24 protein-coding genes are annotated in these 25,793 nt (G+C 42.7%); 22 read left to right on the top strand and 2 right to left on the bottom strand.

What is annotated here, in order from left to right; genetic code table 11:
* The first annotated feature begins 9 nt into the window (after nt 1-9).
* The 22 genes from DNHGIG_RS02700 (at nt 10) to DNHGIG_RS02595 (ending at nt 23,905) form a co-directional block, all read left to right on the top strand.
* Entirely contained in the window at nt 10-2,373 is a 2,364-nt protein-coding gene (locus DNHGIG_RS02700; protein WP_282198215.1) for a xanthine dehydrogenase family protein molybdopterin-binding subunit, read from the top strand.
* A 60-nt stretch (nt 2,374-2,433) separates the two neighbouring features.
* Nucleotides 2,434-2,889: an SRPBCC family protein gene (locus tag DNHGIG_RS02695; RefSeq protein WP_282198214.1), complete on the top strand. Its 456-nt coding sequence runs from the start codon at nt 2,434-2,436 to the stop codon at nt 2,887-2,889.
* Nucleotides 2,890-3,091: 202 nt separating this feature from the next.
* Nucleotides 3,092-4,237 (top strand): acyl-CoA dehydrogenase family protein, encoded by a 1,146-nt coding sequence (locus DNHGIG_RS02690; protein ID WP_282198213.1) that lies wholly within the window; start codon nt 3,092-3,094, stop codon nt 4,235-4,237.
* A 70-nt stretch (nt 4,238-4,307) separates the two neighbouring features.
* The gene (locus tag DNHGIG_RS02685; protein ID WP_282198212.1) at nt 4,308-5,489 is read left to right on the top strand and encodes an XdhC family protein; all 1,182 of its coding nucleotides are present in this window, start codon (nt 4,308-4,310) and stop codon (nt 5,487-5,489) included.
* Nucleotides 5,490-5,544: 55 nt separating this feature from the next.
* Nucleotides 5,545-6,546, top strand: a complete 1,002-nt coding sequence (locus DNHGIG_RS02680; protein ID WP_282198211.1) for a molybdopterin-binding protein — start codon at nt 5,545-5,547, stop codon at nt 6,544-6,546.
* A 117-nt stretch (nt 6,547-6,663) separates the two neighbouring features.
* Nucleotides 6,664-7,314, top strand: coding sequence for a nucleotidyltransferase family protein (locus DNHGIG_RS02675; RefSeq protein ID WP_282198210.1), 651 nt, complete (start codon nt 6,664-6,666; stop codon nt 7,312-7,314).
* A gap of 174 nt (nt 7,315-7,488) precedes the next feature.
* Nucleotides 7,489-9,885 (top strand): xanthine dehydrogenase family protein molybdopterin-binding subunit, encoded by a 2,397-nt coding sequence (locus DNHGIG_RS02670; RefSeq protein ID WP_282198209.1) that lies wholly within the window; start codon nt 7,489-7,491, stop codon nt 9,883-9,885.
* Nucleotides 9,872-10,660, top strand: coding sequence for an N-acyl homoserine lactonase family protein (locus DNHGIG_RS02665; RefSeq protein WP_282198208.1), 789 nt, complete (start codon nt 9,872-9,874; stop codon nt 10,658-10,660). Before DNHGIG_RS02670 ends, DNHGIG_RS02665 begins: the two co-directional genes overlap by 14 nt.
* A 14-nt stretch (nt 10,661-10,674) precedes the next feature.
* Nucleotides 10,675-11,067, top strand: a complete 393-nt coding sequence (locus DNHGIG_RS02660) for a VOC family protein (protein WP_282198207.1) — start codon at nt 10,675-10,677, stop codon at nt 11,065-11,067.
* Between the two features lie 16 nt (nt 11,068-11,083).
* Complete coding sequence (locus DNHGIG_RS02655; RefSeq protein WP_282198206.1) at nt 11,084-12,022, top strand: FAD binding domain-containing protein; 939 nt, start codon at nt 11,084-11,086, stop codon at nt 12,020-12,022.
* Entirely contained in the window at nt 12,023-12,529 is a 507-nt protein-coding gene (locus DNHGIG_RS02650) for a (2Fe-2S)-binding protein (protein WP_282198205.1), read from the top strand.
* A 108-nt stretch (nt 12,530-12,637) separates the two neighbouring features.
* Nucleotides 12,638-13,636: a thiamine pyrophosphate-dependent dehydrogenase E1 component subunit alpha gene (locus DNHGIG_RS02645; RefSeq protein ID WP_282198204.1), complete on the top strand. Its 999-nt coding sequence runs from the start codon at nt 12,638-12,640 to the stop codon at nt 13,634-13,636.
* The gene (locus DNHGIG_RS02640) at nt 13,626-14,618 is read left to right on the top strand and encodes an alpha-ketoacid dehydrogenase subunit beta (RefSeq protein ID WP_282198203.1); all 993 of its coding nucleotides are present in this window, start codon (nt 13,626-13,628) and stop codon (nt 14,616-14,618) included. Before DNHGIG_RS02645 ends, DNHGIG_RS02640 begins: the two co-directional genes overlap by 11 nt.
* 150 nt (nt 14,619-14,768) lie before the next feature.
* Entirely contained in the window at nt 14,769-16,187 is a 1,419-nt protein-coding gene (gene lpdA, locus DNHGIG_RS02635) for a dihydrolipoyl dehydrogenase (RefSeq protein ID WP_282198202.1), read from the top strand.
* Nucleotides 16,188-16,220: 33 nt separating this feature from the next.
* Complete coding sequence (locus DNHGIG_RS02630) at nt 16,221-17,426, top strand: dihydrolipoamide acetyltransferase family protein (RefSeq protein ID WP_282198201.1); 1,206 nt, start codon at nt 16,221-16,223, stop codon at nt 17,424-17,426.
* A 99-nt stretch (nt 17,427-17,525) separates the two neighbouring features.
* Nucleotides 17,526-17,957, top strand: a complete 432-nt coding sequence (locus DNHGIG_RS02625) for a molybdenum cofactor biosynthesis protein MoaE (protein ID WP_439647721.1) — start codon at nt 17,526-17,528, stop codon at nt 17,955-17,957.
* Nucleotides 17,958-17,961: 4 nt separating this feature from the next.
* Nucleotides 17,962-18,210 (top strand): molybdopterin converting factor subunit 1, encoded by a 249-nt coding sequence (gene moaD, locus DNHGIG_RS02620; protein ID WP_282198199.1) that lies wholly within the window; start codon nt 17,962-17,964, stop codon nt 18,208-18,210.
* Between the two features lie 38 nt (nt 18,211-18,248).
* Nucleotides 18,249-19,262 (top strand): GTP 3',8-cyclase MoaA, encoded by a 1,014-nt coding sequence (moaA, locus tag DNHGIG_RS02615; protein WP_282198198.1) that lies wholly within the window; start codon nt 18,249-18,251, stop codon nt 19,260-19,262.
* 190 nt (nt 19,263-19,452) lie between these two features.
* Complete coding sequence (gene modA, locus DNHGIG_RS02610) at nt 19,453-20,298, top strand: molybdate ABC transporter substrate-binding protein (RefSeq protein ID WP_282198197.1); 846 nt, start codon at nt 19,453-19,455, stop codon at nt 20,296-20,298.
* A complete protein-coding gene (gene modB / locus DNHGIG_RS02605; RefSeq protein WP_282198196.1) occupies nt 20,295-20,960 on the top strand; it encodes a molybdate ABC transporter permease subunit in 666 nt (221 codons plus the stop codon). Before modA ends, modB begins: the two co-directional genes overlap by 4 nt.
* A 706-nt stretch (nt 20,961-21,666) precedes the next feature.
* Entirely contained in the window at nt 21,667-23,010 is a 1,344-nt protein-coding gene (locus DNHGIG_RS02600) for an APC family permease (protein WP_282198195.1), read from the top strand.
* A gap of 247 nt (nt 23,011-23,257) precedes the next feature.
* Complete coding sequence (locus DNHGIG_RS02595; protein WP_282198194.1) at nt 23,258-23,905, top strand: DsbA family oxidoreductase; 648 nt, start codon at nt 23,258-23,260, stop codon at nt 23,903-23,905.
* A gap of 267 nt (nt 23,906-24,172) precedes the next feature.
* Here the strand turns inward: DNHGIG_RS02595 and DNHGIG_RS02590 are convergent, their stop codons facing one another.
* On the bottom strand, nt 24,173-24,931 hold the full coding sequence (locus tag DNHGIG_RS02590) for a polysaccharide deacetylase family protein (RefSeq protein WP_369414655.1): 759 nt from the start codon (nt 24,929-24,931) through the stop codon (nt 24,173-24,175).
* Nucleotides 24,932-25,058: 127 nt separating this feature from the next.
* A complete protein-coding gene (locus tag DNHGIG_RS02585) occupies nt 25,059-25,631 on the bottom strand; it encodes a class I SAM-dependent methyltransferase (RefSeq protein ID WP_282198193.1) in 573 nt (190 codons plus the stop codon).
* Nucleotides 25,632-25,793 lie beyond the last annotated feature (162 nt).

The following is a 25,793-nucleotide window of genomic DNA, read 5'->3' as shown; positions in this document are numbered from 1 at the left end:
ATTCGTTTTATGACGACTGCATCTGAGACGAAATGGGTTGGACGGTCGATTCGTCGGCGGGAAGACCCTCGATTATTAGTTGGGCAGGGAACATATATTGCCGACTTAACTCTTCCTGGAACAACATATGTTGAACTGGTACGAAGCACTCATGCACATGCGAGAATTCGCAAAATCGACATAACTAAGGCAGAAAAACACCCAGGTGTGGTAGCGATACTTACCGGGCAAGAGATTGCTGCCGCAATGAAGCCGATTATAATTCCTGCCATTCGACCTAATTTAGGAGGGGAATTACAAGTTCCGACCGTTTATCCATTGGCCATTGATAAGGTCAATTATGTAGGACATCCTATAGTTGCCATTGTAGCAGAAAATAAATATATTGCAGAAGATGCGGCACAGTTAGTAGAAATTGAATATGATCCCTTACCTGTACTTTTAGATCCGGAGGAAGCCCTCAAACCTGATTCCCCTAAGATCTATGAAGAATGGGAAAGTAATATCATTTGGAAAGGGACACTTGGTAACGGAGATGTCGAAAAGGCTTTCAGTGAAGCTGATTATATATTATCTGAAAGATTTTATGGACATCGTACGGGTGCGGCTCCTATGGAGACGCGTGGGATGGTAGCCGCTTATGATAATTTTACGGGCTTAACCCTTCATATCAATTCGCAACGGCCCCATATTTTGCGAATGGCCTTGTCAAAAATTATGAATCTACCTCATGACAAGGTACGTGTCATTGCTCCAAAGGATGTGGGGGGAGCCTTCGGAACAAAAGCTGCCATATACCGGGAAGAGTTTATCGTTAGTTATTTGGCAATGAAATTGAAAAGACCGGTCAAATGGATTGAAAACCGAATGGAAAGCCTAATGTCTATCGGGCAAGAACGTGATCAAATTCATTATTTGGAAATTGCTGTCCGTAAGGATGGCAAAATACTTGGGATTAAAGACCGTATGATCGCCGATTCTGGTGATGGAAGCAACGGTGTATATATGGGATTTGTAATGCCTTGGTTAAGCGCTGCTTATCTAACGAATGCGTACGATATTCCAAATGTTCACATCGACCTAACATGTGTAGTAACGAATAAACCTTGCCTATCTCCCAGCCGGGCGTTTGGAGAATTCCCTGCTCGATTTGCCATGGATTATGCTTTACATTTGGTAGCGAGAGAACTGAAGTTGGATCCCCGTGAAGTTTTCAAAATAAATATAATCAAGGAATTCCCGTATGTGTCGGCCACTGGAATCACTCATGACAGCGGCGATTATGTAGGCGCATTCAATAAATTGTTAGAGGCCTTGGATTATGACAAAGTTAAACAGGAGCAAAAAGAGGCCCGTAAGAACGGACGATTGATTGGTGTCGGCTTTGCTATGGGTGCTGAAATGTCCGGTTTAGGCTCACAAGTCTTTGTTCCGATGGAAAATCAACCGGGATATGGTTCTGCAACGGTTAAGATTGATACTTATGGAATGATTCAGGTGTTAGAAGGGGATTCTCCTCAAGGACAGGGCCATGAAACGACCATTGCCCAAGCAGTGGCAGATGAACTCGGAGTGAATATTGAAGATATATATATTAGTTACGGTGACACTTTCAACACCCCCTTCGCTTCTGGAACACTCGGCAATCGGGGGGCGTCTTATACTGTTAGTGCTGCAGTTCTCGCTTGTCGAAAATTGAAACGGAAAATGACTAAAATTGCAGCTCATCTTCTTGGAATTGAATCGGATTCAGAAGACTTCATTTTTTCAAATCGAGAAGTTGTTTGGAAAAAAGATACTACTAAAAAAGTTAAAATTGAAGATATTGCCGATGTAGCTATCTTAGCTCCAACAAAACTTCCGCAAGGTATGGAGGCTGGTTTGGAAGCTACCGCTTACTTTGAAGCAGATATTGCCAGCATGTTAAGCATTGGTGTACATGGTGCAGTTGTGGAGGTTGATCCCTCTACGGGAGGTTTTAAGATTTTACGTTATGTAGTAGTCGATGATTGTGGAGTTCCAATTAATCCTATGCTGGTTCGCGGACAAGTTCACGGTGGTGCGGTAATGGGAATAGGGAATGCACTCTATGAAAAATATTCCTTTGATGAATCGGGTCAACCTTTAGCTACAACATTAATGGAGTATCACATGCCGTCAGCAGCTGATGTCCCTCATATCGAAATGGTTGAGTTCAATGTTCCAACTCCTTATACACCTCTAGGTACCAAAGGTAAAGGAGAGGGAATTCCGGCACCAGTTCCGGCTACCTTAGCGAGTGCTATAACAGATGCCATTGATCGTCCAGGATTTAAGCTATTAAATTTACCACTAACACCAGAATCGATATGGAAAGCATTGAATGAAATTTAAATATTAAGATTAATAAAAATACAAAAAATATTAATGTAACACTTAAGGAGAGTAGATTCCATGAAGATTTCTGTTACCCATGAGATTCCGGCAAATTCAATTACGACTTTTGAATTACTTACAAATCCTGATGTTTTGGTGCGTACAGTACCAGGACTGAAATCATTACATTTAATTGAAGAAAATGTGTACGGCGCTGAACTAGAGGTTGGGATAAAGGCGATAAAAGGACGTTATAAAGGAACCGTAAAACTGGTTGACGCGGTTAAAGGCGAACAATTCAGATTAATTATGGATGGTCAGGGACCATTAGGGTTTGTGCAGCAAGATATGCTAGTAAAACTCGAACAAATTTCTGAAAATCAAACAAAAGTGAATTGCGATGGGGAGGCGACGGTCGGGGGAAAAATTGCGGGAGTAGGGCAGCGAGTGATTTCAGGTGTTGCGAGTTTATTAATGGGACAATTTTTTAAAGCTCTTAAGAAAGAAGCTATTGTTTTAAGTGTCAATTATTAAAATTAATGTATGATTTAATATACAAATCCACTGATAACATGAAGTTAATTTCCATCTGAGATTTATGTTATTTTGTTGGGTTTATTATCTCCCGGTTTCCCAAAGCAGACGTTGATCATATAACGTGTGCTTGGAAGCCGGGGGGCACACAGGGCCACAACGTTTTTTATACAAAAGGCTAATATGGAAGGTGGGAAGGGAAGTGGTACAACAAAACAAGTTAAATAAAGACTTATTTGATATCGCAAGAGACCTCATCGATGTTATTCGGGTTCATGTTGACCATGTGGCACATGATGAACCAGTTCTTTTAAAAATTTGGCCACTACTCGTCAAAGTCGGGTTTCACCGTCTGTTGATTGAATCCCGTTTGGAAGGTTGGGGACTTAGTCTTAAACGATACATTGACCTTATACGACTATTAGCTTATGGAGACGGAGCATTGGCCTTATCAGTTCATATTCATAATATTGCCGCAAAAATTATCAATGAATTGGGGGACGAAACTCTTCAGTATCGTTTAAAAACTTGGCTAGACGAAGGAAACATTTTTGCGCTCGCTCGGTCAGAGTATGGAAGAGATTACAGATATGATTTTTCTACTCGAATATCCAAGATAAAATCTTCAATGATACTAAGTGGTCAAAAGGATTTTTGTACCCTTGCGGGTTTAGCTGATTATTATGTGGTATTTGCGCAAACTGAAGTCAACAGTCCATCTATGGACTCTTTACAAGTTTGTATCGTTAACGGAAAGGATCCTGCAGTTGAAGTGATAAAATCAAACAGTTTAGATTCCATGGTTGCTTCCTCCACTCATAGTGTACGTTTTAATCACTATGAACTATCTCAGACAGAATTGGTTGGACAGCCCGGAGAAATTACTCATTTAATGAATCCTGACATCCTCACGCTCGGAATATGTGCCATTAACGTCGGTATGGCCGATTTAGGAATAGAATTATTTATCGAAAAAGAAAAGCAACTTTATGATAGTAAAAATGTCGAAGTTTTGAAATGGTTAGGTCAGATGGATGTACTGTTACGGAGCACAGAATTATTACTGAATGAATCAATCAACTCCCGCCCACATTCAGATATGGGTTCAGGTATCTGTTTAAGACGTGCGAAAGTAGCTTCCGATATTTTGATAAATGATGTAACCGAAGGTGCCATTAACTATCTGGGAATTAACGGAATTCTGTCCAAAAATAAATTTATTTATTTAAGAAATAATTCTTATGCCACTCAGGTTCTTCCTCCAAATACTCAGAAGTGCCTGTTCACGCTGGGAAATGAAAGAATAAAATGGCACTACATACAGTTTTCCAATCAGAAAAATCAGTAGTTCTTGCCTAGTGCACATGATGTCGGGGAAGGATCCCCTAACCGGACATTTTTTTCGGAGGTGTAAAACGATGGGAGACAATAAAGTCATCGTTGGTGCAATAGAAGATGCAAGAAAAGCGGGTAAACAGATTGCCTTGGCTACGGTGGTACGTGTTACAGGTTCCGCTTATCGGCGGGAAGGGGCCAAAATGCTCGTTGATGAACACAAGAATACCTTAGGGGAAATTTCCGGTGGTTGTCTAGAAGAAGATGTCGCCGAGGTAGCTAAGAAGGTTATGGAAGATGGTTGTCCCGTACTAAAGCGGTACGATATGGATGAAGAATTGGTGTGGGGACTCGGACTCGGTTGTCCCGGAATCGTGGAAGTTTATATTGAACCCGTTACATTTTCAGGAATGACTGAAACCGATCAGGTTTCTGACGAAAAGATGAATAAAGGTACGGGCTCTAAACAAAAACGTTTTTCAAGTCCATTAGAAGCTTGGATAACATGTCTCAAACGAGAACAGATGGGCGTATTAAGCACCATTTTAAAAGCTCCACCTGAGCTTGGTCTTTCCTTGGGTAGTCGCCTCTTTATACCCGAACATGGTGATCCGATAGGGAGTCTCGGTCACGACGAATTAAATCGCAAGGTTTTGGAATTAGCCGGTGAGAAAATCAAGAGTCTGCATCCCAAATCGGAAACTTGTTCATGCCACCTTTCGACTGGAGAGACGATCGATATCTTTCTGGATGTGAATGTACCTCCTGCTGAAATAATAATATTTGGTGCGGGTCATGATGCGATCCCTTTGTCAAGTTTTTCTATCCAATTAGGTTTTAAAACCACTGTAGTTGACCCTCGACCTGCATATGCGACACATGAACGTTTTCCTGGGGCAAATATCATTTTGGCAGATTCAGGATCGTTGCAAGAACGTGTCAACATTAGTTCTCGAACGTATGTAGTTATCATGAACCATCATCTTGAACGAGATCGAGCTTGTCTTTCCTTTGCCTTAAACTCCACCGCTCCATATATAGGTGTTCTTGGTCCCAATTCTCGCTGCATGAGATTAATGGAAGTCTCACAAAAAGAAGATATCGACCGATTCGTCCGTCTTTATAATCCGATAGGACTTGACATAGGCGCAGAATCTTCCGAAGAGGTGGCCATTAGTATTCTTGCGGAAATTCTAGCCGTTAGAAACAATCGTTCTGGAGGATTTTTACGGGGGCGTTTAAAAGTACATGGTGTAGCGAACTAATACAACCGCGAATGATGATTGATTCGTGTGTACTTTGAAAAGAGGGATGAATCACATGAAAGAGGTTCCGGTAGAAAAAGCTATTGGAATGCAACTGGGGCATGACTTAACTCAGATTATACCAGGTAAATTTGAAGGTGTCGCTTTTCGAAAGGGTCATCTCATTCGAGAAGAGGATATTCCCGTATTACACTCAATGGGTAAATTCCATGTTTATGTAATGGAGATTTCTAATGCGGAACTTCATGAAGAGGAGGCGGCGCTCGAAATTGCGAATTCTGTTCGAGGCGATGGAGTCGAACTAACCCCTCCTTCACAAGGAAGAGTTAACTTGATCGCGCAATACGACGGATTGGTAATGGTGGATCAACAGTTGCTTTATGAAATCAACTCTGTTCCCGAAGTCATCTTAGCTTCAGTACAGAATGGGATACCTGTCAAAAAGGGAGAAATTGTAGCGGGTACCCGCATCATCCCTGTTAAGATCGATCGGAAATCAATTGAAACGGTTAAGCAAATAGCAAGTAGTAAGCCTAAGATTTCGATTACACCTTTTACTTCTTTAAAAGTGGGAATGATCGTTACAGGTACTGAGGTTTACAAAGGTCTTATCAAAGATGGGTTTGAAAAAAAAGTCAAAAAAAAGCTTGGTGCTTACAATTCCCAAATTACGAAGCGTATAGTCGTACCCGATGAAAAAGCAAGAATCGTGTCTGCAATTCAATTGATGTTAAACGAAAAGATTGACTTGTTGATCCTAACTGGAGGCATGTCGGTAGACCCTGACGACCGAACCCCAGGTGCCATTCGGGAAGCAGGGATAGACATTGTTTCATACGGGGTTCCGGTTCTTCCTGGTTCCATGTTTCTAATGGGTTACTACGGGGAATTGCCGGTAATGGGTTTACCGGGATGCGTAATGTGGGATCCGGTTACGGTGTTTGATATTGTTTTGCCTTGGATTGTGGCAAGAAAACGTATTACTAAATCTGATCTGATCAAACTCGGCTATGGCGGTTTATTGTCACGAAAACCGCATACGGAAGGCCATCATTAAAAAATTACTTGGATGAGGTTTATCAAACATAATGGCTCTTCGGAGACATTACACGGATAAGCAATGAGTATTACGATTCTCGAGAAGTTGTCACGACCGTTGAAAGGAAGTGATGACGTGTATTCCAATGTTTTTGCATTAATTTTAGCTGCTGGTAGTTCTTCACGTATGGGTCGAGCAAAACAGCTACTCGAGTTTAGGGGCAGCTATCTTTTGGAGTATGTAATTCGGCGTACCCTTCCCCTAAATTTTTCAGAGATCATCGCGGTCATTGGGCATCAATCTGATCAAGTTCAAAGCTTGATTCATATAGAAGATAAACGCTTTCGATGGTTTGTCAACCGCAATTACCATACTGGGCAAAGTTCGTCTCTAGTTGAAGGGATTAAAAAAGGAAGACACCACTCGTCGGTGATGGTGTTTCTGGGTGACCAACCCTTGATTTCAGAAGAAACGATCAGGTTAGTATTCCAAAGAGGACTTGAACAGAGCTGTAATTTGCCGAACCAACCGTTTGTAATACGACCTTCCTTTCAGGGGGTTCCAGGACATCCTGTTTTTATTGGTAACTTCAGGATGATCGATTTTACAAGCCTCGAGGGCGATCAGGGAGCTAAACAAATTATCAGGAACATAAACCATTCATTTTTGTTACCTGTTGAGGATCCCGGGATATTGTTCGATATTGATACCCCAGAAGCGTACGAAAAGTCAAAGCATGCCAATGACTCTAATATTTTAAAACATCAAGGCTTCAACTCTTTTTAGGAAGTACTATATATAGTTTCAAGAAACTTCACATATATATGTGTTATTAAAAAATACAATATTTACGGATGGAATACGCTGAAACTTGGTAATGCAGCTACATTATGCGTGAAATTATCCTTTATGTAAGTGTTTAGCAACAAAAATAACCTTAGGGGGAGGCGAAAATGAAAGATGATGACGAAGAAAGGATTGGGAGCAAGCGTCAAACGTAAAGAAGATCCGAAATTTTTAACTGGGAATGGCCAGTACACCGATGATTATGAGAAACCGGGTACACTTCATTTAGCAATATTACGGAGTCCTCATGCACATGCTCGAATTGTCAACATTGATACAACTAAAGCTAAACAATTGGATGGAGTTGTCTCGGTTGTAACTGGAGAAGAAGCTCTGAACTACTATGGTCCGCTGGCTACAACGATAAATATTTTCAATAATGTCCCTGAGATGTATGCAATCGCTTATAAAAAGGTGCGTTACGTTGGTGAACCTGTGGCTGTCGTAGCGGCGGTTGACCGTTATGTAGCTGAAGATGCAGTAGATCTCATTGAGGTGGAGTACGACCCTTTGCCTGCGGTTGTTAGTGTGGAAGATGCACTTGAACCGAAGGCACTGCTATACGAAGACTGGGGCCACAACATTCAGTTGGAATGGAAAACCACGATTGGCGATATTGAGGAGGCTTTTGCAAAATCCTCATATGTGTTTGAGGAGACTATCACGCATAACCGCTACACAGGCACTCCAATGGAATCACGCGTTTGCTTTGCTGACTATAATCCGGCTACCAAACATTTGACAGTCATGTGTTCAACGCAATCTCCGTCTCAGGTACGTACTTTGATTGCCCAAACTTTACGGATGCCAGAGCACAACATTCGCGTGATAACTCCGGATGTTGGTGGGGGTTATGGAACGAAACTCCAGGCAAATGCTGAAATCATCCCCTGCGTTATGTCACGAATTCTTGGAAGACCTGTTAAATGGACAGAAGATAGGGTGGAAAATTTGTTATCTGGAATGCAGTCCCGCGACTATTCTTGCACATTAAAAGTAGGTTTGGATAAGGACTACCGGATCCTAGGTCTCCAAGCAAAATTGATAGGTAACATTGGTGTCGACGGAACCTGTCAAGGCCCTGGAACCCCTGCGTTGCTGGTTGCTGGAGCTTATTTTCCAGGCCCTTATAAAATCCCAGCTTATGAAGCAGAGGTAATAGGGGTGGTAACGAATAAAGGACCGTACGGAGCTCATCGAGGGTACGGGAAAGACATTGCGAATTATCCTGTAGAACGCATGATGGATATCATGGCACAAAAACTAGGGATATCTCCCGTAGAAATAAGACGTCGTAATTTTATAAACAAAGACGAGTATCCATACGAGCAAATTTCGGGACCCATTTACGATAGCGGGGACTTCCAACGTCTTATGGATATCGCTTTAGAGAAGGTTGATTACTACAATTTGAAAAAGCAACAACAAGAATTGCGACAGCAAGGCAGATATATTGGCATTGGTATAGCCGCTATGCTTGAGCCTTCAGGCGCTGCCGTATTCAATGGAGTCTTTAATGGATATCAACCTGCTACTGTGCGCATGACGCCAGAGGGTGGTTTTCAAATATTGACCAGCCACCAAAACATTGGGCAAGGGGTGGAAACCACACTTCCACAAATCGTTGCGAGTGTAATGGACGTGGATATTGAGGACATTCGGCTCGTGTATGGAGACACCGATGTTACCCCATACGGTCTAGGGCCATTTTCTTCCCGTGGTGCCACTTATACAGTATCTGCTGTTTACGAGGCAGCAAAAATGCTAAAAGACAAAATCTTGAAAATAGCTGGTCATCTACTCGTAGCAGATCCTCAAGACCTGGAAATGGTTAACGGTAATGTTCGAGTAAAGGGGGTATCTTCCACCGAAGCGTCAATCAGTTTGAAAGAAATAGGAAACAAAGTTTATTTGTGGCCTGGTCCATACGGAACCATCCCAAAAGGCGTCGACTGTAATTTAGAGTGTACGTATACATGGACCAGTGAGGTGGTGAATTGGGTACCTGACAAGTATGGCAGGGTGAACTTATATACTACCCATCCGACGGGTGTGTTTATTGCTGTCGTAGAGGTAGACAGTGAAACTGGACAAGTGAAAATAAATAAATTTGTAGTCTCTCACGATTCCGGTACAATCATCAATCCTATGATTGCTGATGGTCAAATAGCGGGGGGCATCGCTCACGGAATAGGCGGAGTTTTGCTTGAAGATCTTGCTTATGATAGTAACGGTTTCATGGTGAATTCAGATTTTCAAAGCTATTTATGCCCATCGGTGATGGAAGTTTCAGACATCGAGATTCACCATATCGAATGCCCGTCACCTTTCACACCATTGGGTACTAAGGGAATGGGCGAAGGTGGAGCAATTCCTTCTCCGGCAGCCGTAGCAAATGCGGTCGAAGATGCTTTAGAACCGTTCGGCGTAAGAGTAAAGGATTTGCCTCTTACACCGGAGAGGGTGTTGGAGTGGATCAACAAGGGAGGGATGAATCATGGCAGATCCTAACTGGAAAGTGTATCCTCTTGTAGTTGGAGAAGCAGAGGTTCCACAGGTTTTGGACGTTTTTTGGTCTCTAAGCAAGGATAAATCACTGGTTACTGTTCCAATTTTAGCTTGGTTGTTGGTTTCATTAAACAATCACGCTGAACCCATCCTTGTTGACACCGGATTTCGCGACGCTGAACGCTGTATGAAAGTGCATGGTCTTGGCCCTCACAGGACTAGACCGGAGTGGAGTTTAAAACACCAGCTTGGTAATCATGGTCTTGAATTAGAAGAAGTAAAAACGTTCATACTCACGCACCTGCATTACGATCATGCCGGAGGGTGTATACAACTGCCTAACGCGAGGTTTGTTATTCAACGCTCGGAAATGCAGGCAGCAGCTGCACCGATGGTTTCCCCACAGCTAGAATTCGGTGGTGGAGCCCTATTCTATGACCGAAAGGATATTGCAGATTTGGTGGATCCTCTCTGGCAACAGGTCGATCTTATTGAAGGGGATACTGAGATTGCTCCGGGTGTTAAGTGTGTATTGTTTGCTAACACTCACACTCCTGGGAGTCAAGCGGTGTACGTAAAAACTGAGTCCGGTACGGCAGTTATACTTGGAGACATAGCTCGAAATATTGAACTTAATATTAATCAGAGGATTCCGCCCGGTTTGTATTATGATTTGGAAGCCACCTATCGAGCAATGATTCGTATAAAAAAGGAAGCAGACATTGTCCTCCCCTGTCATGATTACAGTGTTGTAAAAAAATACGCGAACGGTGTTTGAGGCGGAGGTTTGCTATGCGAGTAAAGGGGATAGAGCGCGTCGCATTAGAAGTGAAAGATATTGATGAATCCGTTTTACTATTCTCTAAACTGTTGGGCACTAGATTCCAACGACAAGATTTAAAAATAGGAAGCTCATCTATAAAGTTGGCGTTTTCTTCTCTTGGAATCGAGCTGATTCAAGAACAGGATTCTGAATTCGACTCACTTCGTAGTTTCCATATTCGTGTAGAAGACATGAGCGAGGTGCCATCTGCCGTTTCGGAAGTTGGAGGAGAGGTACTTTCAAAATTTCGGGTTGGAGCTATGGAACATATGGTTACAAAAATTGGGTCTTTCCGAATTGTCTTTGTTTGTTATTCCGGAGACGATTCGTTAGAAGCATTAGCAAGATCGGAAAATAATTAGGTTAGGGGGTTGCTGGATGAAGCCCGCTCCGTTTGAATATGTTGCGGTTAGCAGTGTTAACGAAGCAGTTACAGTGCTACAAAGGTATGGGACTAACAGTCGAATAATTGCTGGTGGTCAAAGCCTGCTGCAAGAAATGAACCTTCGACAAACTCGTCCTTCCTTTCTTGTGGACATTAATGGAATTAAAGATTTGGATTATATTCGAGAAACGACTAACGGATTGGTAATTGGAGCTCTTACTCGCCATCGAACAGTTGAGCGTTCGGAAATCGTACGAAAGATCTGCCCACTCGTGCAAGAAGCAGTTAAACATATCGCACATTTCCAGGTTCGTAATCGTGGAACAATTGGTGGAAGCCTTTCACACAATGCTCCTGGGGCCGAGTACGGGGTAGTGACTCGATTGCTTGATGCTGAGATTGTGGTGGTTGGTCCGGATGGTGAGCGTATAATTCCGGCAGAAGAATTCTTTGTAAGTCATTTTAAAACTGATTTGAAGCCTAATGAAATGATAACCGAAGTGCGATTTCCGGCTCTCCCTAAAGAAACGGGATACGCATTCTTAGAAGTAACACGACGTCACGGGCATATACCCATTGTTTCAACAGCGGCAACTCTAATGCTAAATCCCGATGATACTGTTAAGGAGGCGCGCATTGCGTTAGGCAACGTGAGTAATAATGGCGTACCTTATAAGGTAAAAGCCGTTTCCCGATTATATGGTCAAAAAATAACCCCAGATGTTCTTGCTGACCTGGCAAAAGAGATAGAAGCTGAAGTGAATCCTGATCCTCATGCTGATTCAGAAGCTGCCTATATAAAACAACATTCAGGAATCACAGGTCGCCGTGTATCGGAAATCAGTAGCGCTACTTATAGGAAACAAGTATCCAGTGTATTAAGTTGTCGAGCACTGAATATCGCATATCAGCGTATAAAAGGGGGTATTTAAATGACAAAATCTGCTGTACGGCAAAAGATTTCGGTCACTGTTAACGGAGTAAAATACGAGCGGGAAGTTAACGTTCGAACACTACTTGTAGATTTTCTTCGACGGGAATTGGGCTTAACCGGAACTCACGTCGGTTGCGAGCAGGGAGTCTGTGGTGCTTGTACCGTATTGATTGACGGTCAAGCAATTAGATCCTGCCTTACCTTAGCCGTACAGGCCGATGGTCTTTCCGTCACAACTATTGAAGGAATAGGTTCCCCTGAGCAACTTCATCCGATTCAACAAGCCTTTTGGGAGAATCATGGTTTACAATGCGGTTTCTGTACTCCTGGTTTTGTAATCTCGGCGTACGCTTTCCTATCCGAAAATCCAAATCCCACTGATGAGAAAATTCGTGAGGCGCTGTCTGGAAATCTGTGCAGATGTACAGGTTATCAGGGAATTATCAAATCCGTAAAAGCAGCTGCAGTTAAAATGCAAGCCGCCGTATCACATACCGAGAAGTAACATATATTAATGATTTTTTACCTCTTTACGATATGGAGTCACTTTGTGATCTCGTAAACAATTGTATTAAGAATTTTTTATAAATTAATAATAAAGGTAGTGAAATAAATGGGTGAATGGTTACAATTCTTTGAATTAAACGAACAGTCTTGGAGCTGGGATCAACAAAAAGCGGAAGAAGCCTGGCGCAAAATGAATGTAATCCGGGCATTTGAAGAGAAAAGTATAGAGCTGTATAAACAAGGACTGATGGGAGGTTCACTTCACTCCTATATAGGGCAAGAAGCAGTAGCAACAGGTGTATGTATGAATCTAAATACGGATGACTATATAACTATGACTTATCGTGGACGCGGTCAAGCAATAGCAATAGGGGCAGATCCTTATAAGTTATTCGCTGAAATGTTAGGGCGAAAAGATGGATATTGCAAGGGGAAAGGGGGACCGATGCACATTGCATGCCGCGAATTGGGGATTTTAGGTGCGAACGGAATCGTTGGTGCCGGAATACCGATCGCTGTCGGTTCCGCTTTAACCGCAAAATATAGGAAGAAAGGGCAAATTGCCGTAACCTTTTTCGGAGATGGAGCAACAAATCAAGGTGCTTTTCATGAGGCGTTAAATTTAGCTGCCATTTTAAAGCTTCCGATTGTGTTTGTATGTGAAAACAACCTGTACTCCGAAATGACTCCAATAAAATATTCTACGTTAAATGAGGATCTCGCCGAAAGAGGGGCCGCTTACCGTATACCCTCTATTGTAGTAGACGGAAATGATGTTCGAGCTGTGTTTGAAGCCACAAAAGCAGCCGTAAATCGCGCCCGTTTGGGTGAGGGACCGACGTTTATTGAGGCAAAAACTTATCGACTCGCGGGCCATATGTTTGGGGACGCGGAAACTTATCGCAGTAAAGAAGAAGTGGCAGAGTGGAGACAAAAGGAACCAATAAAACGTTTTCAACAAGTGTGCTTACAAGAACAATTATTGGATGAACAGCGATTGAATGAAATTCAGAATCAGATTTACAAGGAAATTGATACAGCAGCTCAACAGGCGATGGAAGCAGAACAACCTGGGATGGAGGAGATCTTTACCGATGTCTACTAAAAAAATTGTTACGTATGCGGAAGCTATAAATGAGGCTCTTAGAGAGGAAATGCATTCAGATCCAGATGTTATTCTTCTGGGTGAAGATATAGGATCTTACGGTGGCGTCTTCAAGGTAACCAAAGGTTTATTGGATGAATTTGGTAGAGACAGAGTTATTGATACACCAATTTCCGAAGCAGGGTTTATTGGGGCAGGGATTGGAGCCGCTATGACTGGAATGAAACCAGTTGTGGAGATCATGTGGGTGGACTTCACCCTCGTGGCAATGGATCAAATTTTGAACCAGGCAGCAAAGATGTCCTACATGTCCGGGGGACAAACGAAAGTTCCTTTAGTAATTCGTACCCAAGGAGGCGGGGGAAGAGGAAATGCTGCACAGCATTCTCAAAGTCTTGAAACAATATTTGCACACGTTCCGGGAATTAAGGTGGTTTTACCTTCGACTCCATATGATGCGAAGGGATTACTGAAATCATCGATTCGTGAGGGATGTCCTGTAATCTTTATAGAACATAAAATGCTTTATAATCAGAAGGCTGAGATACCTAGTGAAGAATACTTCATTCCTTTAGGAAAGGCCGATATAAAAAGAGCAGGTAAGGATATTACTATAGTTTCTATATCAAGAATGGTTCATTTCTGTCTTGACGCTGCTAAGGAACTTCAAAAAGAGGGAATTGAAGCGGAAGTGATTGACCTCCGCACGTTGGTACCGCTGGACTTGGAACTGGTAAAGAAATCGGTGCAAAAAACCCATCGATTGCTTATTGTTCATGAGGCGACGAAATCCTATGGGTGGGGGGCTGAGGTAGCCGCTAGAATTCAAGAAGAAGCGTTTGATGAACTGGATGCACCAGTGTATAGAGTAGGTGCTGAAGACGTTCCAATTCCTTACAACTTAAATTTAGAAAAAGAAACGCTTCCTCAGGTACGGGATATCGTTGATGCAGTGAGGAACTCCCTTTATCTGTCAATCTAAGTTCTTTTATGATCTGTTCTATCCAACTCGCCAAAGTACACGGATACCTGCATTGACAGAAGAGAATGTTTCAGAGAAACGGTACGATTCATGTGGATATTTGGATTTTTGTTTATGTAAAGCTCGATACCCAAAATAAAGGTGGAAGTTATGGAAACTTATTATGATTTAGCGATTATTGGTGGTGGAACAGGGGGATATACTGCCGCAATTCGGGCGGCCAAAAAAGGCTTGAAAGTACTTCTTATTGAAAAGGACAAATTAGGCGGGACGTGTCTTCACAAGGGATGTATTCCGACTAAAACCTTATTAGAATGTTCAAGTCTTTTCAACAAAGTTAATTCCTTCGCTAAAGATTGGGGAATTGAGATTGAGGGTAGTCCTAAAATTTCAGTAGAGAAGTTAATGGAAAGAAAAGAAGGGGTAATTCATCAGCTCTATCAAGGCATTCAATACTTGATGAAAAAAAACAAAATTCGAGTTGAATTTGGTTTTGGGAAAATAGCGAAGCATGACGGTACAGATTTCTTTGTACAAGTGCGTAAAGAAAAAGAAGTACTAGAGTTTAAGACATCAAAAGTCATTATAGCGACAGGATCGAAGCCTGCTTTTCCCTCTCAATTAGAATTGGTGAGAAATAAAGTTGTGACGAGTGACCAAATGTTAGATATGGATTATATTCCGAGTTCGGTTGCGATCCTTGGAGGGGGGGTTATAGGTGTTGAATTTGCAACTCTTTTTCACGAACTTGGCAGTAAGGTAAAGATCATTGAGCAACAAAACAGACTTCTGCCTTTCGAGGACGAAGATATAAGTAAAGAAATGGAACGCATAATGAAAAAGAAAAAAATTGAACTATTACTTGATTCAACAGTCAATTTAGAGGGTTTAAAAATCTTGGATACAGGCGTGCAAATTCCAGTTATACGGTCGGGAAATTCGGAAGTTAAGGTGGAAGCAGATCTACTTCTTGTTGCTGTTGGTAGAACAAATAATATCAAAGATATAGGTTTGGAACAACTGGGTATTGATATATCTCAGGGCTTTGTTCCAGTAAATGAATTTCTAGAAACAACAACAAAAGGTCTATACGCTATCGGTGATATTACTGGATCCTACCAATTAGCTCATGTGGCCGCTCATCAAGGAATCATAGCCGTGGATCATATGATTAAGAGTGAAGTCCATCCGTATCAACCGTTATCAGTTCCAAGATGTGTTTACTCTCACCCTCAGGTCGCAAGTATCGGTTTTACTGAACAAGAAGCAGTACAAAAAGGATTAGAACTTAAAGTCGGGAAATTCCCGTTCAAAGGGATTGGTAGAGCTTTAACCCTTGGGAATTCCGATGGTTTTGTAAAGATTATCTGCGATGCAAAAACGGATCAAATCATAGGAGTACACATCATTGGAACCGATGCAACAGAATTAATCGGAGAGGCAGCTCTAGGTATGCTGTTGCAAGCTACAGCTTGGGAAGTTTCCTTAACTATCCACCCTCATCCTACTCTGAATGAAATATTTGGAGAGGCTACCTTAGCTGTTGAAGGTCAAGAAATTAATGGATAAATGATGGGTTTAAATTGAGGGAGGTTCATGATAATGACTACGGAAATAGTACTCCCGAAAATGGGGTTAACCATGGAGGAGGCAGAAATGCTGGCATGGGAAAAAAAAGTTGGTGATTATGTAGAAAAACATGAAGTCATACTTACGATTCAAACGGATAAAGCCGCCCTAGAAGTCGAGGCGCCCGTCGACGGAATTCTTCAAGATATACTTGTCAAAGAGGGAGAAGTTGTACCCGTTGGTACAGTATTGGGTTATATCTCAGATACAAAGGAACAAGATGAACCGGTAAACATGTTTCAAAATATAGATTTTCCTGTTGAAGAACCATACAGAATTAGAATATCTCCAGCAGCAAGAAAATTAGCACGAGAAAACGGAATAGAAATAGAAGGATTAAGAGGTTCCGGACCTAGGGGCAGGATCCTATTGATGGATGTACAAGAAGCCATCGCAGAAAAATCTCTGAAGGAACGAAAAATAGAAATTGATACAATAAAAACCAAATTACCAGTGAAAACGACAAAAGCTAGAGGAAAAGGAAAACATGTACCTCTTACCCGAATGAGAAAAATTATTGCTGAACGAATGACGCAAAGTTTTATGATGGTTCCCCAGTTTCAACTAAAGAAACAAGTGGATGTCACAGCAATCCTACAAGTTCGTAACCTATTGGTTTCAAGTTTCGAAGAATCTATAGGAGTCCGGTTGTCAATTAACGATTTTCTTATTCAAGCCGTCGCATTGACATTAAAAAAACATCCTAGCGTGAATGCCTCATACATTGATTCCGATACCCAACCATACATTTATGAACATGACGATATCAATGTAGGACTAGCGGTAGCGGTAGATGATGGACTGGTAGTACCAGTGATTCATAATGCCGATCAAATGTCATTGGCGGAGATTGCAAAAAAACGTGTTGAATTAATTGAAAAAGCAAAAAAAGGCATCTTAAAGCCCGAAGAAATGAGTCATGGTACTTTCACAATTTCAAATCTAGCATCATTTGAAATTGATGAATTTGTAGCGATTGTAAATCCCCCTGAAGCGGGTATCTTAGCTGTAGGACAGGTTCGGGAACAACCGGTTGTCGTAGATAATAGAGTAGAAATAAAACCCGTCCTCATTCTGAATGCTTCTTTTGACCACCGAATCATAGATGGAGCAGATGGATCCAAATTCATAAGCGATCTGGTTCAACATCTACAATCGGATCGTTGGAAGATTTTTTAGGAAAAGTTATACTAATATAAAAATCAGGGAAATGCGACTCTAACCTGCCGTTTGATCAAAGATTTCTTATTTTGTTTCGCTATATGGGAGATGAGCACATTGATAAATTTTGCTATCACACATGAGGTAATCGATGTCCAGCACCTGATCGAATCGGTAAAAGATCGTAATTGCGGAGCCGTTTGTACCTTTATGGGGACGGTGCGCGAGCTGACCGATGGAAAGAAAACCTTATATTTGGAATATGAAACATATCAAGAAATGGCCGAGAAGATGTTGGAAGAAATCGGAAACGAAGTGCTGGAAAAATTCCAGTGCTCAAAGATAGCAATGGTTCATCGGGTCGGTCGTCTGGATATCGAAGAGGTGGCTGTAGCCATTGCTGTGTCTGCCCCTCATCGTAAAGCTTCTTTCGAGGGTTGCCGTTACGCAATAGACCGGATTAAAGAGTTTGTTCCGATCTGGAAGAAGGAATACGGAGAAGATGGGGCCAATTGGGTTGGATGCAATTGCTTAAGAAAAGAAGGGTGATGAGATGGAAAGAAAGTTAAAGATCCTCTGTTTTGCCGAGTTGGGTGAAAAGATTGGCAAGTGTGTGGAGATTTCTATGGAAACTGAAATAACAGTATCCGGGCTGATTGAACGGTTGATCAAGATGTATCCCGAATATCAACATTCGATTCAATCGTGCATGATTGCGGTAAATCAAAAGTATGTAAAAGTAGACACAGTGATCCGAAGTGATGATCAGGTTGCATTGATTCCACCGGTCAGCGGCGGATAAATCATAAAAATATAAACAGCGAAAAAGGGGGGTTCATCATGAAAAAAAATATAACGGATGTGCTCGGACGACCGCTTAGAGATTTACGAATTTCGGTAACGGATCGTTGCAACTTTCGTTGCAGATACTGTATGCCGGAAGAGATTTTCAGCCAAGACTATCCATTTTTGCAATCGAGCCAGATGCTCAGTTTTGAAGAAATCGTCCGATTGGCGCGCATTTTTGCGTCCATGGGCGTGACAAAAATTCGTATTACAGGCGGCGAGCCGCTTTTGAGAAAAGACCTCCCGAAACTGATTCGCATGCTGAGATCTATCCGCCAGATTCAAGACATTTCCTTAACCACCAATGGGGTTCTCTTAAATAGACAAGCCCATCTGCTCAAAGATGCAGGTTTGGAGCGGATCAATGTAAGTCTGGATACACTTAACGACGAAACATTCTCCCGTTTGAACTCGCGTAAATACCAGGTCAAACACGTACTTGCAGGAATTGAAGCAGCCTCCCAAGCGGGACTCCAAGTAAAAATTAATATGGTCGTACTTAAAGGAATCAATGATGGCGAGATCGTATCATTTGCCCGGTATTTCCGAGGCAGCGGGCATATTGTACGCTTTATTGAATACATGGATGTTGGCAACAACAATGGCTGGGATATGAATCAAGTGGTCTCCAAAGAAGAAATTGTCAGCCAAATTCATGCTGAAATACCCGTCCAACAGATCGAACCCAACTATTTTGGAGAAGTGGCATCCCGATATCGTTACTTGGGCTCAAATGAGGAATTCGGTGTGATTTCTTCTATCACTGCTCCATTTTGTTCTTCTTGCACTCGTGCTCGTTTATCTTCAGATGGGCACTTATATACTTGTTTATTTGCTTCAAAAGGCTATAACCTTCTTGCTCTTCTTCGTTCTGGAGCCTCTGATCAGGAAATTGGGCAGTACATCGAGGACATTTGGCAGCATCGGAGAGATCGTTATTCAGAAGAGCGTTCATTTCAAAGAAAGCAAAAAAACGAGAAGATTGAAATGTTTTATATCGGTGGTTGAACAAGCCGTCTCAATTGGAAATCCCCGAAACGGCTCTAAAAGATGGCGAATCATAACAGTAGGGGGGATCACATCCCCCTTCCTCATTCCAATATCTCGAGTTTGACCATCAAATGTTGTTTCAATCACAAATTCGTGACCCACGATTTCACAAATTTGATTTTGCAGGTCATGGGAAAGAGGGATGTGAATGAGCCGGTACTTTCGTTTTGTCGCCGTCCTAGTGATGATCCCGCTGGCGCTTTCAGTCATCGGGTGCGCAAACAGGTCAAGTTCATTGACACAGCAGAACGGCACTAAAAATTCATCGCAAGCTGTCGAACTGTACATATTGGCTGCCGCGAGTCTGTCAGATGCGTTGAAGGAAGCGCAAAGGGTATACGAATCTTCCCGTCCGGGAGTCAAACTGGTTTTCAGCTTTGGCGCTTCCGGAACGTTACAACACCAGATTGAACAAGGTGCTCCCGCCGACCTGTTTCTTTCTGCCGGAACCAAGGAAATGGACGACTTGGTGGAAAAAGGCATCATCGACTCTGAAAACCGGTCGGATCTCCTGGGAAATGAATTGGTTCTCATCGTTCCGAAAACATCTCATGTTGAATTGAAAAGTATCAGGGATCTGACTAAGTCCGAAATAAAAAAAATCGCGATCGGCAAACCGGAAACCGTGCCGGCCGGTTCCTATGCGAAACAGTCGCTCTCATACAACGGGATATGGGATTTTGTTCAATCAAAACTCGTGTTCGCGAAGGACGTGCGGCAAGTACTCGCCTATGTGGAAACGGGAAATGTTGATGCGGGGATCGTGTATAAAACGGATGCGACGTCGTCCGATCGAGTGTCTATTGCGGCTATAGCTGAACCAAACAGCCATAAACCGATCGTCTATCCCCTCGGTCTTATTAAGAACAGCAAACATTCAACACAAGCCCGCGATCTGTATGACTGGCTGCAAGGACCGGAAGCAAAGGCAATCTTCACGAAGTACGGCTTTGAAATGATATCCCAAAAGTTACCCTCCGCGAAAAAACCATGATAAATCAGGATTTTTGGCTTCCGGTTCTCCTGTCCGTCAAAGTAACCATTATTGCGAGCATACTCTCATTTGTCGTTGGCCTGATTGCGGCTTGGTGGGTGGCCCGCCGTCAATTTAAAGGGAAGGCGATCCTGGAAACGATTTTCATGTTGCCTCTCGTTCTTCCCCCGACTGTTGTAGGTTTCGGGCTTTTGGTTTTCATGGGCAAGGAAAGCCTGATCGGAAGGCTGATCGAATGGGTGTTTCATCAGTCTGTCGTGTTTACTTGGTGGTCAGCCGTAATTGCCGCGGGTGTGGTCGGATTTCCACTTGTCTATCAGACATTGAAAACGGGGTTTGAGTCGATCGACAGAGAATTGGAAGATGCTGCCCGGTCGATGGGAGCTAACGAGTGGCAGGTGTTTCGGTATGTAACCCTTCCGCTTGCGTGGCGGTTCATTTTATCTGGATACATATTCGGATTCACGCGGGGCATCGGCGAATTTGGCGCGACCTTGATGTTCGCTGGAGACATTCCGGGGAAGACCGAGACGATCCCGACAGCGATCTATATGGCCGTGGAATCGGGCAATATGGATTTGGCCGTTTACTGGGTAGGATCAATCGTGGCTTTGTCACTTGTTTTGTTGAGTTTGATTCAGAAACTGCAGCGGGATGTGTAAGCAACCATCAAGAATTTTTTTATAGTGCACTCCGCGGCGAGTCCAGGCGAACAGGTTTACGAAATAGAATTGTCCATTTTGAGGTTGAAATCAAAGATCTACGGACGATTGATAAAGAAGTTGTACGGAAATCGGTAAGCGAAGTGGTAACGACAAATCCAGGTGATTAAGATCAAATGAACCAAGGTGCTTGGTTATATTTCCATAATGAAATTGCCGATTTCGCAGGATCAGTGGTCATTTGAACTGAATAAGCCAACTGCAGTCGCAAAGCACTTAACCTTTCTGTGTTGTTGACTACCTTTACGGAGCCAAATAGGTGCAATTTTGTAACTCAGACTGCAAATGCAATCGAGGGGGCTTGTATACAGGTTTCTCATTCTGCAAATACAGAAGTTTATGGACGGATATTCTTTCGCAAGAATCTGTTCGCAAGAAGAGTGTCTTGTCTATTTTTGGAGGCATTGTCTACCTCAGAGGGAAGTTCAAACATGGAGGGACTTCCTTTTTTTTGCAATGACTTCACAAGATTCGGCATACCCCATCTCACTACTGGCATCCTAGTACCATGCCAATCATATGAATCCTCGAAATCCTGTCCACTTTTCCCGACTCTACGACTCCTCTTGCACAATGTTCCAAGTCGTCGTATCCTTAAAATAATGTTTCCGATATGGTTAGTAGGAATAAAGGAGAGAAACAAGCTATGGAAGAGAACCTTAAGCGCGTTCTCCGCACACCAGAGGTGCTGTTCATTGGCATCAACGGTGTGGTTGGAGGTGGCATTTTCCTGTTGCCTGGTCAGGTCGCTGGACTGGCTGGTTCAAAGGCCTTGTGGGCCTATCTGGTGGCTGGAATCATCGCCATCCTCATCGGCTTGGTATTCGCCGAGGCTAGCAGTATGTTTACCCGAACGGGCGGCTCGTACGTATATGCGGAAGAAGCCATGGGAAAGGCAGTGGGGTTTACGGTCGGCTGGATGGGCTGGCTAACCTTTGTGGTCGGCTGGGCTGCACTGTCGAACGGTTTGGTCAGTTATCTGGCGGCGCTCGTCCATGGCATTGCTCCGTACAAGAATCTCATCATCATTGTGGTCATTGCGCTTCTCTGTTTGTTAAATTCTTTGGGGGTTCGGAAGGGATCTTGGACGATCCTCTTCTTCTCGGTAGTGAAGCTCATCCCATTGACGCTGCTTATCATCATCGGGCTTGTACACTTCGTGGCAGCGAACGCACATACGGGTAATGTCGCGGTGGCCCACGACTTCGGCAAAGCAGTACTCGTGCTCATCTTTGCCTATGGCGGATTTGAGATGGCAACGATACCGGCAGGTGAAATGGTCAATCCACGTAAGTCTGTGGCCATCGGTATCATTGGTACTCTAATTGGCGTGACGATCTTCTACATGCTGATTCAATTGGCTGCCTCATGGCTTGATCCCACCTTGTCCAAGTCGACAGCTCCGTTAGCGGATGCTGGGAAGGCTATGTTCATTGGCGGCTCTACGGTCATGACCATCGGTGCGGTGTTGTCCATCTTTGGGACCAAGAGCGGTATTGCTTTATCTTCTCCGCGCATCCTTTACGCGTTATCCTTCAATCGCACATTGCCAAGCGTTTTCGCGAAGGTATGGCCGCGATTCCGGACGCCGGTGGTAGCCATTTGGACGACAGGATACAACAGGAACTTTCACACACCTAATTCTTCTCAACGTGGCAGCACGCTTGTACGAGTACTTCATGGTCTGCCTGTCCGTACTCATACTGCGTTTCCGGCTGAAGGATGTGAATCGATCGTTCAAGTTTCCGTTTGGCATTCTCATTCCGCTTGTCGCTGCAGTGCTTTGCATCTGGCTTCTGACGCGAGAAGCTGGCAATCAGCTCTTGGCAGCGCTCATCGCTCTTGTAGTGGGCCTCATCCTGTATGCACTCGGCAGGGCTACACAGAGGCAGGAAGGATAAGCAGGAACGATTGTCCACCCCAACGTTTGCAAGGGATCGGGGGTATTTGTGCCCCCGACTTCAATTTTTTCACCTCCCCTGACACTTGAAAAGGCCGGTTTTCCTACTCCAAGGAAGTGCTATATATGGCTTTGTTTCCATCTTTTAATTTGTATGTGTGGTCAATGGCTTCTTGTCTAATCGGTAGCGTTCCCGATGTGCGAAATCATATCCGAACATAACGCGCAGTTCAGTTGAACTAGAATATATCATGAATCAATAATAGGTATTGATCTATGATAAAATGGCTTTGGATAAACTATTTAAACGCATGACTTTTCTAATGGAGGAGTAAATATGAGTTTGAAAATTCGTGTTTATTCTGATTATGTTTGACCCTATTGCTTTATAGCGGAGGCTCCGCTTGAAGAAGCGATTAAGGGTAAAGATGTAGAAATCGAATGGATGCCTTTTGAATTACGTCCATATCCCATTCCAACTTTAAGACCTGAAGGGGATTATCTACAAAACGCTTGGAGAAAAAACGTTTACCCTACAGCAGAACGTTTTGGAGTAAAAATAGTATTGCCGAGAGTTTCACCCCAACCATACACGCACTTGGCTTTTGAAGGATTTCAGTTTGCAAAAGAACAGGGAAAAGCAAATGCTTATAATCATCGAATAATGCAGGCATTTTTTCAAGAAGAGAAGGATATCGGAAAGATAGATGTTCTTACTGAACTTGCAATAGAAGTTGGGCTAAACGGAGACGAATTTAGAAAAGCATTGGAAACTCGGAAATACAAAGAAGCTCATCAGAAAGCATTACAACACGCCTATGAGGAAGCAAAAATTACGGCTGTTCCTACTTTTATAATTGGCGATCGAGTATTACCTGGTTTATACAGCCAGGAGACATTAGAACAAGTAATTGATGGGGAGATTGAAAAGCAAAAGAAAACCTTTGTTGAAGGCATGGTTTGTGGTATCGATGGATGTGATTAGAAACAAGTATTCGGTTTACTTGAATATACAATAACAGCCACTTTATGATAAGGTGGCTATTTATTTGGTCGTAACATGAACACCTCAAGTTTCGCACCCCATTTGAAAGCATCGCTTTACATGGAAAACGGGAACGACATGAGTGTCATCGATAACATTTAACAGCAGTATATTGACCGATTGCCTAAGCAAATAAGGAAAAACCAGACGTCTAAGGGTGCGAAACTTGAGTTAATAAGAAAAAGACTGGCTGTAATTTTTCATATTTTAATGAGAAACAGTGCCTGAAACATCATTACGAAATGGTCTCGCTGACAGTTCTTGATCGATTTGTATCAGCTCATCAATTCGTACACATGTATATCCTTGCATACGTACTTCCCTAAGAACATCTTCTAAGGCCTCAATCATATGTACAGGCGCATCTAAATCCGCCCCGAATGTTTCACCGCAATCATGCAAAACAATTACACTACCGCCAGTTATGCGATGAAGTAATCTTTTTTTGATCTTTTCTTTTCCTCCCCGGCTCTTCCAATCACCGACCATTAGTGACCATAGAACAATTTGGAATTGTTTTCTTAACACCATATCAAAAAGATTCGGCAATCCCCAGGGAGGACGATAATAAGTAGGCCTGATCCCCGTAATTCCTTCTATTATATTGGCTGAACGGTTAATTTGGCGGTTTACCTCCCAAGGTGCCATCAACCAATTGGACTTATGGACATAATTATGAATTCCGATCAAATGGCCTTCATGATGCATGCGAAGAATCAACTCTGGATGTTTTTCCGCTTTCGAGCCTAGTACAAAAAAAGTAGCTTTGACCTGATACTTTTTTAAGAGATCAAGTAGACGAGGCGTGTATATTGGATCGGGACCATCATCAAAAGTAAAAGCTATTTCATTTCGTGCACGCCCTTTTTTAAATGCGCCGAAACCAAAGGTAAACATGATGAATCTGGGGATGATCGCATACACCATAAAGAAGATCAAGAGTCCCCAAAGTAAAAAGCCTTTCACAATTCTCGCTCTCCTTGAATCTTGAGGTAATCATAAAGGATCCACTGATTCCAAAACGAGTCTCCGTGTGAACAAACCCGTTTTCCCAGTTCAAAGATAAGTATCATGATCTTGACCAGAAATCAGCTTACTCCTTTTGGCAACGATATACAAACGCCGGGGGAACATTGAAGGGAACAAACGAAATATCGACCTTTTTAAATCGCTGGATAAGCTCTTTCTTCATGTGAAGGGAATATTGAAACGTGATAAACCATCCACCGGGTTTTAACGAATGAATAACACCATCGAGGATCTTGTCCCGTAAACCTTTATGAAATGTTGTGAAGGGCAACCCTGACACAATACAATCGACTTGGGGAATACCGAACTCTTCCAGAGCACGAGACATATATTGGGCGTCTGCATAGTAATGAAAACTTGGGTATTGTTCTTGGAGACGCCTTCTCATCTGGTGATCCAATTCAAAAATGACCACGGAGCAATCCGGTTTTTTCAACCCATGAATTTGGCGGGTAAAGATACCTGTACCGGCCCCCAACTCTACAACAACATCGGTATTTTTCCAATCCACACATTTAACCATCTCTTTAGCTAGAAAGATGGAACTGGGAGTGATGCTCCCAATGGTTCTAGGAGAATGGAAAAACTTATTAAAAAATGATAATCTGTTCAACAGTTCAGCCTGTATCCTAAACATCGATGTTCTCCTTTTCCATCCGATCGTGTCGATTTAACCATAACGTAATTTCCTGAAAAAATAATGAAAACAAAGATCAATGCTGAACGTTACCTGGTGCATCTTTCACAGAAACAGCTAATAAACTCGGAAACTGAAATGAAACTATACATGTGCTTAGCG

It is taken from the genome of Collibacillus ludicampi, assembly GCF_023705585.1.
Taxonomy (GTDB): domain Bacteria; phylum Bacillota; class Bacilli; order Tumebacillales; family BOQE01; genus Collibacillus; species Collibacillus ludicampi.
The sequence above is the reverse complement of the archived record's forward strand: the minus strand, read 5'-3'. Positions and strand labels throughout refer to the sequence as shown.